This window comes from Novosphingobium humi (genome assembly GCF_028607105.1).
GTDB classification, from domain to species: domain Bacteria; phylum Pseudomonadota; class Alphaproteobacteria; order Sphingomonadales; family Sphingomonadaceae; genus Novosphingobium; species Novosphingobium humi.
The window spans coordinates 1579641-1595084 of record NZ_CP117417.1 but is presented as its reverse complement, the minus strand read 5'-3'; the positions used below and the strand labels follow the sequence as shown (position 1 = coordinate 1595084).

The 15444-nt window shown below is 64.2% G+C and carries 13 protein-coding genes; 7 read left to right on the top strand and 6 right to left on the bottom strand.

Annotated elements, in window-relative coordinates; genetic code table 11:
• Complete coding sequence (locus PQ457_RS07465; RefSeq protein WP_273619098.1) at positions 1–1386, bottom strand: TIGR03013 family XrtA/PEP-CTERM system glycosyltransferase; 1386 nt, start codon at positions 1384–1386, stop codon at positions 1–3.
• A gap of 126 nt (positions 1387–1512) precedes the next feature.
• Positions 1513–2991 (bottom strand): methyl-accepting chemotaxis protein, encoded by a 1479-nt coding sequence (locus PQ457_RS07460; RefSeq protein ID WP_273619097.1) that lies wholly within the window; start codon positions 2989–2991, stop codon positions 1513–1515.
• A 157-nt stretch (positions 2992–3148) separates the two neighbouring features.
• Between PQ457_RS07460 and PQ457_RS07455 the strand changes: the two genes are divergently transcribed.
• Positions 3149–4213 (top strand): hypothetical protein, encoded by a 1065-nt coding sequence (locus tag PQ457_RS07455; RefSeq protein WP_273619096.1) that lies wholly within the window; start codon positions 3149–3151, stop codon positions 4211–4213.
• 1 nt (position 4214) lies between these two features.
• On the opposite strand, the gene PQ457_RS07450 is transcribed toward PQ457_RS07455, so the two are convergent.
• Positions 4215–5516 carry a M28 family peptidase gene (locus tag PQ457_RS07450; RefSeq protein ID WP_273619095.1) on the bottom strand — a complete coding sequence of 434 codons (1302 nt, stop codon included), beginning with the start codon at positions 5514–5516 and terminating at the stop codon, positions 4215–4217.
• 138 nt (positions 5517–5654) lie between these two features.
• Here PQ457_RS07450 and ettA point away from each other — a divergent pair, with 138 nt between their 5' ends.
• From ettA to PQ457_RS07435, 3 genes are all read left to right on the top strand, one after another.
• A complete protein-coding gene (gene ettA / locus PQ457_RS07445; RefSeq protein ID WP_273619094.1) occupies positions 5655–7334 on the top strand; it encodes an energy-dependent translational throttle protein EttA in 1680 nt (559 codons plus the stop codon).
• Positions 7335–7524: 190 nt separating this feature from the next.
• On the top strand, positions 7525–8478 hold the full coding sequence (locus PQ457_RS07440) for an RcnB family protein (protein ID WP_273619093.1): 954 nt from the start codon (positions 7525–7527) through the stop codon (positions 8476–8478).
• Between the two features lie 74 nt (positions 8479–8552).
• Positions 8553–9242 (top strand): prolyl hydroxylase family protein, encoded by a 690-nt coding sequence (locus tag PQ457_RS07435; RefSeq protein WP_273619092.1) that lies wholly within the window; start codon positions 8553–8555, stop codon positions 9240–9242.
• Positions 9243–9481: 239 nt separating this feature from the next.
• On the opposite strand, the gene PQ457_RS07430 is transcribed toward PQ457_RS07435, so the two are convergent.
• Entirely contained in the window at positions 9482–11074 is a 1593-nt protein-coding gene (locus PQ457_RS07430; RefSeq protein WP_273619091.1) for a lysine--tRNA ligase, read from the bottom strand.
• A gap of 142 nt (positions 11075–11216) precedes the next feature.
• Between PQ457_RS07430 and PQ457_RS07425 the strand changes: the two genes are divergently transcribed.
• The 3 genes from PQ457_RS07425 (at position 11217) to PQ457_RS07415 (ending at position 14761) form a co-directional block, all read left to right on the top strand.
• Entirely contained in the window at positions 11217–11354 is a 138-nt protein-coding gene (locus PQ457_RS07425; RefSeq protein ID WP_273619090.1) for a hypothetical protein, read from the top strand.
• Positions 11355–11416: 62 nt separating this feature from the next.
• Positions 11417–14194: an ATP-dependent DNA helicase gene (locus PQ457_RS07420; RefSeq protein WP_273619089.1), complete on the top strand. Its 2778-nt coding sequence runs from the start codon at positions 11417–11419 to the stop codon at positions 14192–14194.
• Positions 14195–14200: 6 nt separating this feature from the next.
• Positions 14201–14761: a SixA phosphatase family protein gene (locus tag PQ457_RS07415; protein ID WP_273619088.1), complete on the top strand. Its 561-nt coding sequence runs from the start codon at positions 14201–14203 to the stop codon at positions 14759–14761.
• Positions 14762–14765: 4 nt separating this feature from the next.
• Here the strand turns inward: PQ457_RS07415 and PQ457_RS07410 are convergent, their stop codons facing one another.
• Both PQ457_RS07410 and PQ457_RS07405 read right to left on the bottom strand, forming a co-directional pair.
• A complete protein-coding gene (locus PQ457_RS07410; RefSeq protein WP_273619087.1) occupies positions 14766–15116 on the bottom strand; it encodes a MerR family transcriptional regulator in 351 nt (116 codons plus the stop codon).
• Between the two features lie 36 nt (positions 15117–15152).
• Positions 15153–15437 carry an integration host factor subunit alpha gene (locus PQ457_RS07405; protein ID WP_168605241.1) on the bottom strand — a complete coding sequence of 95 codons (285 nt, stop codon included), beginning with the start codon at positions 15435–15437 and terminating at the stop codon, positions 15153–15155.
• Positions 15438–15444: the final 7 nt, after the last annotated feature.

The following is a 15444-nucleotide window of genomic DNA, read 5'->3' as shown; positions in this document are numbered from 1 at the left end:
CTAGCGTGCCCCCTCGTGCCAGAGCACCACGCGCAGCGTTTGCAGGATGATCAGGATGTCGAGGAAAGGCGTGTAATTCTTTACGTAATACAGGTCATATTCCAGCTTGTTGCGCGAATCCTCAAGGCTGGCGCCATAGGGATAATTGACCTGCGCCCAGCCCGTGATGCCGGGCTTTACCATATGGCGCTCGGCATAATAGGAGAGCTTGTCCTCAAGGTCAGAGACGAATTCGGGCCGTTCCGGGCGCGGACCGACAAAGCTCATCTCGCCTTTCAGCACGCTCCATGTCTGGGGCAGTTCGTCGATGCGGACCTTGCGGATGAAATTGCCGATGCGGGTGACGCGCGGATCGTTCTTGGCGGCAAATTGCGCGCCATTGGCCTCCGCATCCAGCCGCATCGAGCGCAGCTTGATCACGTCAAAGCTCTGGCCATACAGGCCCACCCGGCGCTGGCGGAAGAAGGCGGGGCCCTTGCTGTCCAGCTTCACAAGAATGGCGAACAGCACGATCACCGGCGCCGTCATGGCCAGCAGGAGCAGGCTGACGATCACATCGAAGATCCGCTTGGCGGCGCTGGAAAAGGCGCGACCCGAAGAAAAACCGTCCGAGAAGATGAACCAGCTGGGGTTGACCGTATCGAGATCGACGCGGCCCGTCTCGCGCTCCATAAAGCTGGAGAAGTCATTGACGTGAACGCCCGCCGTCTTGATGCGCAGCAGGTCTTTCAGAGGCAGCGCGTTGCGGCGCTCTTCCAGCGCCAGAACCACCTCGGACACGCCAAGGTTTTCGACATGGCGCTTCAGATTGTGGATCGCCGTGCGCGGGATCGCTTCCTCGACAATCGGGGCCGCCTCGCTCATGCCGACATAACCGACGATGACAAAGCCGCTCTCGGCCCGCTCGCCCAGTTCGCGCAGGCGCTGCGCCCGGTGGCCCGCGCCCAGCACCAGCACCCGGCGCCGAAACGCCGCCGTCCCCAGAATGCCGCCCACGATCAGCCGGTTCATCACCAGCAGCGCAATCGCCCCCAGCATCGCGTAGAACAGGGTGGAACGCCAAAAAATCTGGCTGGTAAACAGCGAGTTGAACAGGGCCAGCGCGATCACCCCCAGCGACACCGCCACCAGCAGCCGCGCCGAGGCGAAACGCACAGAGCGCAAGGCATCGGCGCCGTAAACCCCCACCGCGATCATCGCCATCTGCATCACCAGCGCAAAGGCGATCAGCGGTTGCAGGCGCGTTTCGAAACTTTCCGAGGGCATGCCCAACTGGTCCGCCCGCAAGCGCCAGGCAAAGTCGCCCGAAATCATCAGCAGAACCAGATCGATCAATCCAAGCAGGATCACCGAATGGGGGATGTAATGTTTGAAAAGACGAATCATCGGCCTGCTCAAGTTTGGCGCCGGCCATAAGGCAGGCTTTGAGCGAGACTTAGGGATGAGACGTAAAATGTCGGTAAATTTGACAAAGCACCGGGCCGATCGACCCGGCATTTCGCCGGTATCAGACTAGAACTCGCTCCAGTCTTCGCCCGATGGCGCGGGGGCCAGCGCCAGATTGCCCGCGACCGGCATGACATTGCGCTGGGGCACGCTGCTCAGGCGCCGGGCGGCGGCCTTGTCCCTGGAATGGGCGCGTGCATCAGTGTCGCGGGTGCGGAACGTGCGCACCATGGCCGAAAGCTGTTCGGCCTCATGCGCCAGATCGCGGGTGGCTGCGGTGGTCTGTTCGACCATGGCGGCGTTCTTCTGGGTCACGCGGTCCAGTTCGCTGACGGCATTATTGACCTGATGGATGTTCTGCGCCTGCAATTCGGCGCTGGTGGCGATATCTGTGATGACCTCGTTGATCTCGCCCACGCGGCCCATGATGTGGCGCAGCAGATCCCCCGTCTCGCGCACAAGAGCGACGCCCCCCGAAACCTGATCGGCCGAATCATGGATCAATCCGCCGATGTTGCGCGCGGCCTCCGCGCTGCGCTGGGCCAGCGCGCGCACCTCGTTGGCGACCACGGCAAAGCCCTTGCCCGCCTCGCCCGCACGCGCGGCCTCAACACCGGCGTTGAGCGCCAGAAGGTTGGTCTGAAACGCAATCCCGTCAATTACACCCACGATCTTGCCGATTTCCGTGGCCGAACTTTCAAGCGCCGCCATCGCGTCAATCGCCCGCGTCACCACGCCCGCGCCCTCGTCGGCCTGCGTGCAGGTTTCGGCAATCGCGCGCTGCACCTCGGTGGCGCGGGTGGCGGTTTCCTGCACCCCGTCGGTCACCTGACTCATCGCGGCGGCGGTTTCTTCCAGCGTCGCGGCCTGCTGGGTGTTGCGCTGGGCCATGTCGTCGCTGGCGCTGCGGATGTCCTGAATGGATTCCATCACGCTGGCCGCGCCCACGCGCACCGATCCGATCGCCTTGGCCAGCGAGATCAGCGCCTGATTGAAATTGACGCGCAATTGTTCGTAATCGGCCGGGAACGCCGCCTCGATGCGAAATTCCAGATCCTGCGCGGCCAGCCGGTCAAGTCCTTCGCTCAAGGCGCGCACGACCTTGTGCTGCTGCTCGTCGGCCGCCTGCTTGGCCAGAGCGGTTTGGCGGAACACGGCGGCGGCGGCATACATCTGGGCCACCTCGTCGCCATTGTCCTCGCCCTCCAGCGCGACATCGTAATTGCCCGAAGCCATGGCGTTCAGACATTGCGCCAGATGCGACACCGGCTCGACCACCGCGCGCGAGACGAACAGCCCCGCCCACAGCAAGGTGCCCGCGCCCACCACGATGGTGATCAGCGTGGTGATCACGGCGGCCATGATCAGCCCGTCCACGCCGCCTGCCGCGCCCGCCGCCGCGCTCAAGGCCTGATTGGCGGCATAGAGCCGGTAATGCAGAAAGGTCGCCGCCGACACCTGCACCACGCTGACCGCCGCCAGCGCGCCAAGGCAGAACACCAGCTTCTGTCGGATGCCTGGGGTTGAACTGTTCCCGGAAAGCACGCGCGCGACCTCTCATCCTGTTTTGATCCAGTTCCGGCTCTTAACCCGCCCGCCGCCAAATCAGACCTTATGCCGTCACCGGCAAATCTACCTATGCTCCATGGGCTTGCGCATCTGCGCTCTTGCATCCGCGAAAGTATTGGCCAAAGGAAGGCGCGTGTTAGCCAGACTTCCCCGCCCCGCCGCGATCCTGTTCGCTTTGCTGATGCTTGCCGTGACGGCATGGTGCTTTTCGGTCACGCCCCCGCCGATCAAGACGGCGAAGAAGGGCGGCTATACCGACGGGCGCCTCTATCACGATATTGCCGCGCAGGTGGCACAGGGAAAACCCTATCATCAGGCGGCGGCCGAACTGCACCGGGCGCATCACTATCCGCTCAAACCTTTTTTCACCATGCGTCCGCCCACGGAAATGGAAATCTCCGCCATCATCGGCTGGAAGGGTTTTCAGAAATTGTGCATCGTGATGCTGGTGGCCGGGATCTTTACATGGGCCATCGCGCATGAGGGGCGGCTTACGGGGATCGAGCGGTTTCTGGCCGGGGCGGCGATTGCCGTGGGGGGCACGGCGGTGTCCTCGGACTGGCTGATGGCGTTGCAGGAATATCCGGCGGGATTGTGCATTGCGGTGGCCTTTGCCGGGGTGATCGGATGGCCCCGGCAATGGTGGTATGTGGTGCCGGTGCTGGGGGCGGGGCTGTTCATCCGCGAACTGGCATTGCCCTTTGCTTTGCTGGCGCTGGTCTATGCCGCTTGGAACCAGCGCTGGGTCGAGGTGGGCGCGTGGGCGGCGCTGATCGCGGTATGGGGCGTGTTCATGGCGCTCCATGCGCAACTGGCCATGGCGCAATGGCGGCCCGGCGATATCCAGTCGCAGGGCTGGCATGCGATGCAGGGTTTTTCGGGTTTCCTCAAGGCCGTGATCTACACCACGCCGCTGCAACGGCTGCCTTTGCACTGGGCGCTGTTTGGCGCGGCGCTGCCGCTGGCGGGCTGGCTGGCGCTGGGCGGGCGCGAGGGTGTTTTCGCCAATCTGCTGGTTTGGGGCTATGCGATCATGATCGCGATGTTCTCGCGGCCCGACACGTTCTATTGGGGGGCGATTGTGAACCCGTGGTATCTGGTCGGCTATGCCCTGCTGCCGCGCGCTATGGTCCAGCTCTATTGGGCGATCCGGGGACAGCGGCGGGCCGAGGTCGCGCCCCTGCCCGCCGGATCATAAATCAGCCCACCGGGTTGATCGTGCCGGTATAGGAACCCAAAATTTTCAACACCGCCGCCCATGCATCGACATTCTGCTGCAATTGCGCCGGGTCGATCTTGTCCAGCGTGTCGTCGGGCGTGTGGTGCCAGTCGAAATAGCGGGTCATGTCCTGATTAAGGTCGATCACGGCCAGCTTCTGCTTCTCGGCAATATAGCCGACATCCTCGCCACCCTCGGGCGTGCCCTCGCCGGTATAGATGCCCATCTTGGCCAGCTCCGCCCCGATCCGCTCGGCCAGAGGCTTGTCCTGCGGCGCCATGCGGAACAGGAAGCGGAACACGCGGTCGGCGCCGGTGTCCGATTCCATCACCACCGCATGGGGATCATTGGCATGGGCCTTGGCATAGGCCTGTCCGCCAAAGCCGCCCATTTCCTCGGTCCCGGCCCACAGGACGCGGATCGTGCGTGCCAATTGGCCCGAGCGCGCCGCCTCCAGCGCGGCGGCGGTGATGATGCCGCAGCCCGAGGCGTCGTCAATCGCCCCCTGCCCCAGATCCCAACTGTCGAGATGGCAGGCGACAAGGATCGGCGCCAGTTTGGGATCGCGCCCCGGCAATTCGGCAATCACATTGCCCGACATCACCTCTCCGGTAAAACGCGGAGTCAAGGTGAGGCTGGCGGTCAAAGGCTGCCCCTTGGCGGCCAGCCGCGCGATGAGATCGGCATCGGGATTGGACACTGCGCCCGATGGCAAAGGCTCGCCCTGCGGCGGCCTGCGCGTCACGCCGGTATGGGGGCTGCGCGTATGATCGGTGCCGATCGAGCGGATCAGCAGCGCCGAGGCGCCCTTGGCCGCCGCGATGGTCGGCCCCTGCCGCCGCGCCTCGCCAAAGGGGCCATAGCCGCCACCGTCCTGCGCCGCTTTCATCGCATGGTCGACAAAGGCGATCTTGCCCCGCAGCGACCCTTCCGGCGCCAGTTTGAGCGCCGCGAGCGTGGGGAAATAGACCAATTCGCCCGTCACCCCCTGGGCCGGGGTCGCGCCCGAATAGCCCAGCGCCGTCACCGCCAGTTTCTGCGGCACGGGCGCGGTGATGGCCGCCTTTTCCTCGCCGCGCACCCAGCCTGCGATGGGGAAAGGTTCCGTCCGCACATTGGCAAAGCCCAGCGCCCGCAGCCGAGCCACCGCCCAGTCGCGCGCGGCGGCCTCGCGGTCGGTGCCGCCAAGACGCTGTCCCACATCGGTGGTCAGGTCAGTGATGATCGAGAGAGCTTGGGATGAACGGGCATCGCCCCCCGCCGCGCAGGCAGGAGAAGCCATCAATCCGACCGATAAAGCCAACAGGCTGTAGAATTTTCGCATGGGCCAAGGCTATCGCCCAAGCGCCCGCTTGGCAACCGCCCGCCCAGGTTGTAGAGCGGCGCGCAAATTCACATTCCTTTATCCGGAGACCGCCACGTGGCCGCCCAATACGCCTTCGTCATGAAGAACATGACGAAAACTTTCCCCGGCGCGCAAAAGCCGGTGCTGAACAACATCAGCCTGCAGTTCTATCAGGGCGCCAAGATCGGCATCGTCGGCCCCAACGGCGCGGGTAAATCGACGCTGATCAAGGTGATGGCCGGTATCGACACCGACTACACCGGCGAGGCATGGGCGGGTGAAAACATCACCGTGGGCTATCTGGAGCAGGAGCCCCAGCTCGACAACAGCAAGACGGTGCTGGAAAACGTCAAGGACGGCGCGCGCGAAACCGCCAATCTGGTCGACCGTTTCAACGAGATCAGCAACATCATGGCCGATCCGCCCGAAGACGTCGATTTCGACGCGCTGATGGAGGAAATGGGCGACCTTCAGAGCAAGATCGACGCGGTGGACGGCTGGACGCTGGACAACCAGCTTGAGATCGCCATGGAAGCGCTGCGCTGCCCCCCCGGCGACTGGGCCGTGGACAGCCTTTCGGGCGGTGAAAAGCGCCGTATCGCGCTGACCCGTCTGCTCATCCAAAAGCCTGACATCCTGCTGCTCGACGAACCGACCAACCATTTGGACGCCGAAAGCGTCGAATGGCTGGAAAACCATCTCAAGGAATATCACGGGGCGGTGCTGATGATCACCCACGACCGCTACTTCCTTGACAATGTGGTGGGCTGGATCCTCGAGCTCGACCGTGGAAAGTACTTCCCCTACGAGGGCAATTACTCGACCTATCTGGAAAAGAAGAGCCAGCGTCTGGCGCAGGAAGACCGCGAGGCCACCGGCCGCCAGAAGGCGATCAACGACGAATTGGAATGGATCCGCGCCGGCACCAAGGGCCGCCAGACCAAGTCCAAGGCCCGTATCAAGAAGTTCGAGGAACTGGTTGCCAGCCAGGAAAACCGTGGCCCCGGCAAGGCCCAGATCGTCATTCAGGTGCCAGAGCGCCTTGGCGGCAAGGTCATCGAGGCCAAGAACATCTCCAAGGCGTTTGGCGACAAGGTGCTGTTCAACGACCTTTCGTTCCTGCTGCCGCCGGGCGGCATCGTGGGCGTGATCGGGCCGAACGGCGCGGGTAAGTCCACGCTGTTCAAGATGATCACCGGTCAGGAAAAGCCCGACAGCGGCACGATCGAGATCGGCTCCACCGTGCGTCTGGGCTATGTTGACCAGAGCCGCGACCACCTTGATCCGACCAAGAACGTCTGGGAAGAAATTTCCGACGGGCTGGACTACATGAAGGTCAACGGCTTCGACACCTCGACGCGCGCCTATGTCGGCGCCTTCAACTTCAAGGGTCAGGATCAGCAGAAGAACGTCGGCAAGCTGTCGGGCGGTGAACGCAACCGCGTCAACATCGCCAAGATGCTCAAGCGCGGCGGCAACGTGCTGCTGCTCGACGAACCGACCAACGATCTTGACGTGGAAACGCTGGCCGCTCTGGAAGAAGCCATCGAGAACTTCGCGGGCTGCGCCGTGGTCATCAGCCACGACCGCTTCTTCCTTGACCGTCTGGCCACGCATATCCTCGCCTTTGAAGGCAACGGCCATGTCGAATGGTTCGAGGGCAATTTCGAGGCCTATGAAGAAGACAAGCGCCGCCGCCTTGGCGATGCGGCCGACCGTGCAAGCGCTGGCGCCTACAAAAAGCTGACGCGCTGATCGCGGTTTGCGCGTATAAAGGGGGGCGGCAGGCATCGCGCTTGCCGCCCCTTTTTGTATGAACAAAGGCCAACGGCCCGGTTCAGAATGTGGACAGCGCCCCAAGCCTATACGGAAGATCACAGGAAGTGAACCGGCCGTGCGAAGGGAAGCATGGCGCCCGGCCAACGCTTCGACTGGGAGGTGGCTTATGAAAACGATCAACGGGCGGATGCGCCCTCTGGCCAATCTGGCGATGAGCCTGGCCCTGCTGTCGATCCCGGTGCAGGCGATGGCGCAGGACAATCATGGCGATCGCGGCGGTTGGCGCGGCGCGGACAGGTCGGGCGGCGAACGCCGTGGCGGCGGCGCGCCGATGCCCAGCCAACCTCAGGGCCAGCCCCAGGGCCAACCCGGCGGCTTCGGCGGCCGCGGCGGCCAGCCTTCGTGGGGCGGCGGCAACGCTGCTCCGGCGGCCCGTCCCGCTCCGCCTGCGCCTCCTGCCCCTGCGGCGCCGGGCGGCTGGAACGGCGGCAATCGCGGACCGGATCGCGGCGGTTGGAGCGGCGCCCCCGGCAATGTGCAGCCTCAACGCAATGATGGCCCCCGTGGAGACATGCAGCGCGGCGATACGCAGCACCGGGACGGGTCTCGCGGCGGCGAAAGCTGGCGCGGCAATGATAACTGGCGCGGCGGCGGCAATGAGAGCTGGCGCGGCACGCCCGGCTGGCCTCAGGGCGGCGCCAATCGCGGAGCGCAAGGTTGGGACCGGGGGCCGCAGGGCGCCTATAATCGCGGCCCCGGCTGGAACGGCAATCGCGGCCCCGGCATGAATGCCCCGCGCGGCGACTATCGCCGCTGGACGCAGGACTGGCGCCGCGACAACCGCTATGACTGGCAGCGCTACCGCTCCAGCAACCGGATGGCGTTTCACATCGGGCGCTATTACCCGCCCTATCGCGGCTATGCCTATCGCCGCCTCAGCGTGGGTCTGTTCCTTCAGCCGCTGTTCTACAGCCAGAGCTATGTGATCTATGACCCCTACAACTATCGCCTGCCGGCGGTTTACGGGCCTTATCAATGGGTGCGCTATTACGACGATGCGCTACTGGTAGATACGTATACCGGCGAGGTCGTCGATGTGCTCTACGATTTCTTCTGGTAAACAAAGCCCAAAAGGGTCGCAACGGACGGGGCGGGGTTGATCCCCCGCCCTGTTCTGCTTCATATCGCAAACCCATGACCAAACCCGATCCCGCACCCGACCGTGACGCCCTGATCGCCCAGGGCGATGCTGTGCGCGCCCGGCTCGATGCCGACCCCTATGCCTATCGCGTGCCGCTCGACACGATGGATATGTATGCGATCACCGATTTCCTGTCGGCGGCCGAATGCCATCGGTTCATGACGCTGGTGGATGAAGTCGCCCGGCCCTCGGCCACGTTCGAGCCGGGCAACCAGCAGGACTATCGCACCAGCTTTTCCGGTGATGTCGACCGGGCCAATCCCTTTGTGGCGATGATCGAGCGGCGTATCGACGATCTGATGGGCATCGATCCGGTCTGCGGCGAGGCGATACAGGGGCAGCGCTATGCCGTGGGTCAGGAATATCGTGGCCATTGCGACTGGTTCCCGCCGCTTTCGGCCTATTTCCAGCAAGAAGTGCCCTGCGGAGGGCAGCGCAGTTGGACCGCGATGATCTATCTGAACGAACCCGATGAGGGCGGCGAGACCGACTTCATGCATGTCGGCGTCTGTGTTCAGCCGCGTCTGGGCATGTTGCTGGCGTGGAACAACGCCAACCGCAACGGCGAGGTCAACACATACACCCAGCATGCCGCCAAGCCTGTGATCAAAGGGCAGAAATATGTGATCACCAAATGGTATCGCACGCGCGAATGGTCGGCGCGGATGGCGGATGCGGAGTAGGGGTTTTGAGGGTTTGAAGGGGTGCCTCCGGCGGGCAAAGGGACTCGGTCCCTTTGCAATCCCATTAATGGGGTGGTGCCTGGAAGGCGGGTCTGGGTGCTGATGAAATTAAAGCCTGCGGCGCGATAGTGAGGCGCCGCAGGCTTTAATTTGAGACGCCGCGTCCGACACTTTTGGTCGAACCCCTTGCGCAACGCAGACAGTAAAGGGAGCGCGAGGGTCTAGACCCTCGCATTAATTCACCCCTCCAATGCCTCAGCAATCAGCTTGCGCGTATTCTCGACACCATAAAGCGCGATGAACGAGCCCATACGCGGCCCCTGCGAGCTGCCCAGCAGCGTCTCGTAGAGCGCCTTGAACCAGTCACGCAGGCTCTCGAAACCGAAATGCGGATCCTTGCCGATTTCATAGACGATGTTCTGCAGCAATTCGGCCGTGGCATCATCGCTGGTCGCGGCCAGTTCCTCATCCAGCGCGGCCAGAGCGGCGGCCTCGCCTTCCTCCGGCTTGCGGCGGTGCAGAGTGGGCGCGATAAAGTCGCGGTTATAGGCGAGCGCGCGCGTCACCAGCGCATCGAGTGCGGGATGCGCTTCGGGCCGGGCATCCTCGACATAATTGGCGAGGTAGGACCAGACCTGATCGCGCGTCGCATGGGCGCCCAGCACGCCAACCAGATTGAGCAGCAGGCCAAAACTGACCGGCAGCTTCTCACCCTCGCCGCCCTGATAGCCATTGGTGCGCAATAGGTGCCACACCGGATTGCCCAATTGCTGCTCGATCGGCTGGGTGGCCAGCTTTTCGCGGAACTGCCAATATTCGTCCACCGCGCGGCCAATAATGCCGGGGTGCAGGCTCTTGGCGCTCTTGGGGTCGCGGAACAGGTAGAAGCCCAGCGATTCCTCGCTGCCATAGGTCAGCCACTGCTCGATGGTCAGGCCGTTGCCCTTGGACTTGCTGATCTTCTCGCCCTTTTCGTCGAGGAAAAGTTCATAGATCAGCCCTTCCGGCTTGCGCCCGCCCAGCACGGCGGCAATCTTGCCCGATTGCGTGACCGAGTCGGTGAGATCCTTGCCGCACATTTCGTAATCGACCCCCAGCGCCACCCAGCGCATGGCCCAGTCGACCTTCCATTGCAGCTTGGACCGACCGCCGAACACGCTCTGTTCGATCACTTCGCCCTCATCCTCGAAACGGATCATGCCGGTCTCGGCATCAACCACCTCGATGGGAACCTGCAGCACCACCCCGCTCTTGGGCGAAACGGGCAGGATCGGCGAATAGGTCTTGCGGCGCTCCTCGCGCAGCGTGGGAAGCATGATGCCCATGATCTTGTCATAGGCGCGCAGCACCCCGCGCAGGGCATCGTCAAACGCGCCGGAGTTATAACGGTCGCTGGCCGAAACGAACTCGTAGTCAAAACCGAACTGGTCAAGGAATTCGCGCAACATCGCATTGTTATGATGCGCAAAAGATTCATGCGTACCGAAAGGATCGGGAATGCGGCTCAACGGCTTGCCCAGATTGTCGGCCAGCACCTGCCCATTGGGCACATTGTCGGGCACCTTGCGCAAGCCATCCATGTCATCCGAAAACGCCACCAGACGCGTCGGCAATCCGGTCAGCACCTCATAGGCGCGGCGCACCAGCGTCGTGCGCAACACTTCCTGAAACGTGCCGATATGCGGCAGGCCCGAGGGACCATAGCCCGTCTCGAACAGCACCGGCTCTCCGTTCGGTTTCCCGTTCGGATAGCGTTTCACGATCTTGCGGGCCTCCTCGAAAGGCCATGCTTTGGAAACCTGTGCGGCGGCAAGAAGTGCTTCGTCTGTCATAATGCCACGCCTTTTGCCCAAGGGGGCCCAAATGGCAAGCGGGGAAACGCGCCCCTCGTAGGAACACGAATGGCGGCTTTGCATTTTTATCAGGCATGGATGGCAATCTGGCCCCGCCAGCCAGTGAGCCTTGAGGTGCCTCATGAACCTTCGTCGTCAGGAAACCGCCCCCGCCCCGGTCGCCCGCCCGATGGACCCGCGCGACCGCCTGCGCCTTTATGGCCCGATCCGCCCGATGCAGCCCGCGCCCAGCCTGATCGAACGCATTTTGTTCTCCTGACGGGGTAAAACCGGCCTGCCATCCATTGCCAACCGGCCCGCGCCCCGGCATCAGTCGGGGCGATGGATGACGCCTCCTCCCTTTCCGGCCCTGCCCTGCCTGTGCTGGACCTGCCCGCCCTGCATGCCAATCACAGCGGCTGTTGGCTGCGTATGCGCGGCGGCGCGACCAATGCGGTGGGCAAGGGCGAGGCGATTGTTACCGCCGCCGATACGCCGCTGCTGATCCTCAACGCGCCTTTGGTGGCCAGCCGGCTGGGCTATCCCGATCTGTCGGGGCTGGATCTGCTCGAACTCTACGCCTTTGTGCATCCCGCGCGCTTTGTCGTGCCCACGCCCAAGGGGCTGGCCCATGCGCTGGGTCTGGCCGAGCCTGCGGGCGATGATGATGTGCCGCTGCTGCTGCAACAGGCCGCCGCCGCGCTGCTGGCCCATTGCGGGGCGCCCGACTGGGCCGAGCGCGAGGGGGCCTGGACCGCATTGCAGGGTCTGGCCAAATTGCGCTGGGCATGGGCGCCGCTGCTGGCCACGGCGATTGAAAAGCCCGCCCGCGCCGAACGCTGGCTCTTTTCCCGCCTGCCCGAATGGGAGGAAACAGCCGAGCGCCCCCAGCCCGCACAGGTCGATCTGTTGCAGGCCGATGTGCTGGGCCAGTTGGACCATATCACAGGGCATGGCAGCGAATCCCGCCCCGGCCAGCAGGATTACGCCGCCCGCGCCGCCCATATCTTTGCCCCCCGCAACGCGCGCGGCGCCCCCCACATGCTGCTGGCAGAGGCGGGCACGGGCACAGGCAAGACTTTGGGCTATCTGGCCCCCGCCTCGCTCTGGGCGCATGCCAGCGGGGGGACGGTCTGGGTCTCGACCTATACCAAGGCGCTGCAACGGCAATTACGGCGCGAGGCCCGCCGCGTCTGGGGCGACAGCCACAAGGTGGTGGTGCGCAAGGGCCGCGAGAATTACCTGTGCCTGCTCAACCTTGAGGATGCGCTGCAAGGCGGATTTGGCGGGCGGGCGGCTATCCTTGCGCAACTGGTCGCGCGCTGGGCCGCCTACACGCAGGATGGGGATATGATCGGGGGCGATCTGCCCGGCTGGCTGGGGACGCTGTTCCGCCAGCGCGGGATCACCAGCCTGACCGACCGGCGCGGCGAATGCGTCTATGCCGGTTGTCCGCATTACCGCAAATGTTTCATCGAACGCTCCGCCCGCGCCAGCGCCGAGGCGGATCTGGTGATCGCCAATCATGCACTGGTGATGGTCAATGCCGCGCGGGGCAAGGATGTCGCCCTGCGCCCGACCCGCATCGTCTTTGACGAAGGCCACCATGTGTTCGAGGCCGCCGACAGCACCTTTTCCGCCGATCTGACGGGCGCGGAGGCGATCGAATTGCGCCGCTGGGTCATCGGGCCGGAAAAGGGTTCGAAGGGCCGCCGCCGGGGCCTGTCTGCCCGCCTTGCCGATGTGGCCAGCTATGACGAGGCCGGCGCCCGCGCCATCGCCGCCGCGCGCGAGGCAGCCGAGGCGCTGCCCGGCGATGGCTGGCTGCAACGCGTGGTCGAGGGCGAGCCAAGCGGCGAAATCGAGCAATTGCTGGCCGCCGTGCGCGCCACCACCTTTGCCCGCGACGAAAGCGGCGGGCAGGAGGCTGGCTATGGTCTGGAAACCGAGGCGGCCTCTTTGGACGGCCCCTTTATCGAAGCTGCGCTGGCGGCGGGCGAGGCTTTGGCCTCGCTGCGCAAGCCTTTGATCCAGTTGGGGTTGCGGCTGGAGGCCATTATGGACGAACCGCCCGATTGGCTGGACGGTCAGGGCCGCGCGCGGATCGAGGGTGCGCGTTCCTCTTTGACATGGCGGGTCGATCTGATCGCCGCGTGGGAGGCTTTGCTGGCGCGGCTGTCGGGGCCGGTCGATCCGGGCTTTGTTGACTGGCTGGCGGTGGAGCGGGCCGATGGGCGCGAATATGATATGGGCCTGCATCGCCGCTGGGTCGATCCGATGCAGCCCTTTGCCGCCACGGTGCTGAACGGCGCGCATGGGGTGATGATGACCAGCGCCACGCTGCGCGACCGAGCGGGCGATGCGGATTGGGAACAAAGCTGGGAAGGCGCGGTGGCGCGTTCGGGCGCGCCGCATATCGAGGTGGTGCCTGAAGTCGCCGCCTTTGAAAGCCCGTTTGATTATGCCAGTCAGGCCGAAGTGCTGATCGTCACCGACATTCCGCGCGGTGATATTCCGGCGCTGGCCGGGGCCTATGGACAGTTGATCGAGGCGAGCGGCGGCGGCGCGCTGGGCCTGTTCACCGCAATCCGGCGGCTGCGGGCGGTGCATGGGCGGATTGCCGACCGCATGGCGCGCAACGGCCTGCCGCTCTATGCCCAGCATGTCGATCCGATCGACACGGGCACGCTGGTCGATATTTTCCGCGATGATCCCCATGCCTCGCTGCTGGGCACGGACGCGCTGCGCGACGGGGTGGACGTGCCGGGGGATTCGCTGCGGCTGGTGATTATGGAGCAGGTGCCGTGGCCCAAGCCCTCGATCCTGCACCGCGCGCGCCGTCTGGCCCATCCGCAAGGCGGGCAGGCCCATGATGACCGCATCATCCGCGCGCGTCTGGCGCAGGCCTTTGGCCGCCTGATCCGGGGGCGCGGCGACCGGGGGCATTTCGTGGTCCTCTCCGCCGCCTTCCCCTCGCGCCTGCTGACCGCCTTTCCCGCCGGAACGCCGGTTGTGCGCTGCACGCTTGCAGAGGCTTTACAAAGGCTGCGCGGCCATGCTTCAGGCGATGCTCCTTCTTCTCCGCAGTCCGAGTCTCCGGCAGCGGGACAATTTGGTTGAACACTTATGAAAACGCTGGGCCTGTTGCGTCACGCCAAATCCGATTGGGGCGATGCCCGCGCGCGCGATTTCGACCGCCCGCTCAATGCCCGCGGGCGCAAGGGCGCGCCCTTGATGGGCAAGCATATTGACGAATATTGCGCCCAGCGGGGCCTGCGCTGGGATCGCATTCTGGCCTCGCCCGCCGTGCGTGCGGCCGAAACCATCGAGCTTGGCGCGCAGGGGGCCGGCTATGGCCATGCGCTGCCGGTGAATTGGGACCGGCGGATCTATCTCGCCTCCTCGGCCTCGCTGCTCGACGTGCTGCGCGATCAGGATGACGCGGTGGAATCCGTGCTGCTGGTCGGCCATAATCCGGGGCTGGAGGATCTGATCTTCGACCTCGTGCCGGATGACGGCTCCTCGCCCCTGCGCGATGTGGTTGAACAGAAATTCCCCACCGCCGCCTTTGCGGTGATGGAGGTGGATGTGACAAGCTGGAAGGATATCGAGGAAGGACAGGCACGCCTCGTCCACCTGATGCGCCCGCGCGATCTTGATCCGACGTTGGGGCCGGAAAGACTGTAAACCCTTATGCCAGCGCGTCAGCCAATTGCGCGCGCAAGGCAATCAGATCGGCCAGCAATTGCGGATCACCGGCCGGTTCGGGCGCAACCGGTTCGGGCGCCAATTCGACTTTATCGCGCGATTGCAGCCACTTCTTTGCCCCGCGCAGCGTAAACCCTTCACGGTGAACAAGCCGGTCGATGGTGACGAGCAATTCGACGTCTTCAGGACGGTAAAGGCGCCGCCCTCCCGCACGCTTAACCGGGCGCAACATCGGGAATTGCTCTTCCCAATAGCGCAGGACATGCGGCTGGATCGACAGCGCCTTGGAAACTTCACCAATCGTGCGGAATGCGTCAGGCGCCTTATCCGTCATGCCAGCCACACTCCGCCGATCATTCTATCGCGCGCGTCAATTCGCGACGCGGTCCTTCAGCATCTGGCTGGCACGAAAGGTCAGCACGCGGCGCGGCGTGATCGGCACTTCGACGCCGGTCTTGGGATTGCGGCCCACGCGCTCGCTCTTGTCGCGCAAAAGGAAGGTGCCAAAGCCGGAGATCTTGACGTTCTCGCCTTCGGCCAGAGAGTCCGAGACGAGATCGAGGATCGATTCCACCATGTTAAGGGAATCGGCCCGCGACAGGCCCAGTTTGCGGTTGATGGCTTCGGCCAGATCAGCTCTTGTCAGTGTAGACATAGATCGC

Coding starts and splice junctions, on each gene's coding strand:
- PQ457_RS07465 (WP_273619098.1), bottom strand. CDS start 1,386: ATGATTCGTCTTTTCAAACATTACATCCCCCATTCGGTGATCCTGCTT.
- PQ457_RS07450 (WP_273619095.1), bottom strand. CDS start 5,516: ATGGCTTCTCCTGCCTGCGCGGCGGGGGGCGATGCCCGTTCATCCCAA.
- PQ457_RS07440 (WP_273619093.1), top strand. CDS start 7,525: ATGAAAACGATCAACGGGCGGATGCGCCCTCTGGCCAATCTGGCGATG.
- PQ457_RS07435 (WP_273619092.1), top strand. CDS start 8,553: ATGACCAAACCCGATCCCGCACCCGACCGTGACGCCCTGATCGCCCAG.
- PQ457_RS07430 (WP_273619091.1), bottom strand. CDS start 11,074: ATGACAGACGAAGCACTTCTTGCCGCCGCACAGGTTTCCAAAGCATGG.
- PQ457_RS07425 (WP_273619090.1), top strand. CDS start 11,217: ATGAACCTTCGTCGTCAGGAAACCGCCCCCGCCCCGGTCGCCCGCCCG.
- PQ457_RS07420 (WP_273619089.1), top strand. CDS start 11,417: ATGGATGACGCCTCCTCCCTTTCCGGCCCTGCCCTGCCTGTGCTGGAC.
- PQ457_RS07415 (WP_273619088.1), top strand. CDS start 14,201: ATGAAAACGCTGGGCCTGTTGCGTCACGCCAAATCCGATTGGGGCGAT.
- PQ457_RS07410 (WP_273619087.1), bottom strand. CDS start 15,116: ATGACGGATAAGGCGCCTGACGCATTCCGCACGATTGGTGAAGTTTCC.
- PQ457_RS07405 (WP_168605241.1), bottom strand. CDS start 15,437: ATGTCTACACTGACAAGAGCTGATCTGGCCGAAGCCATCAACCGCAAA.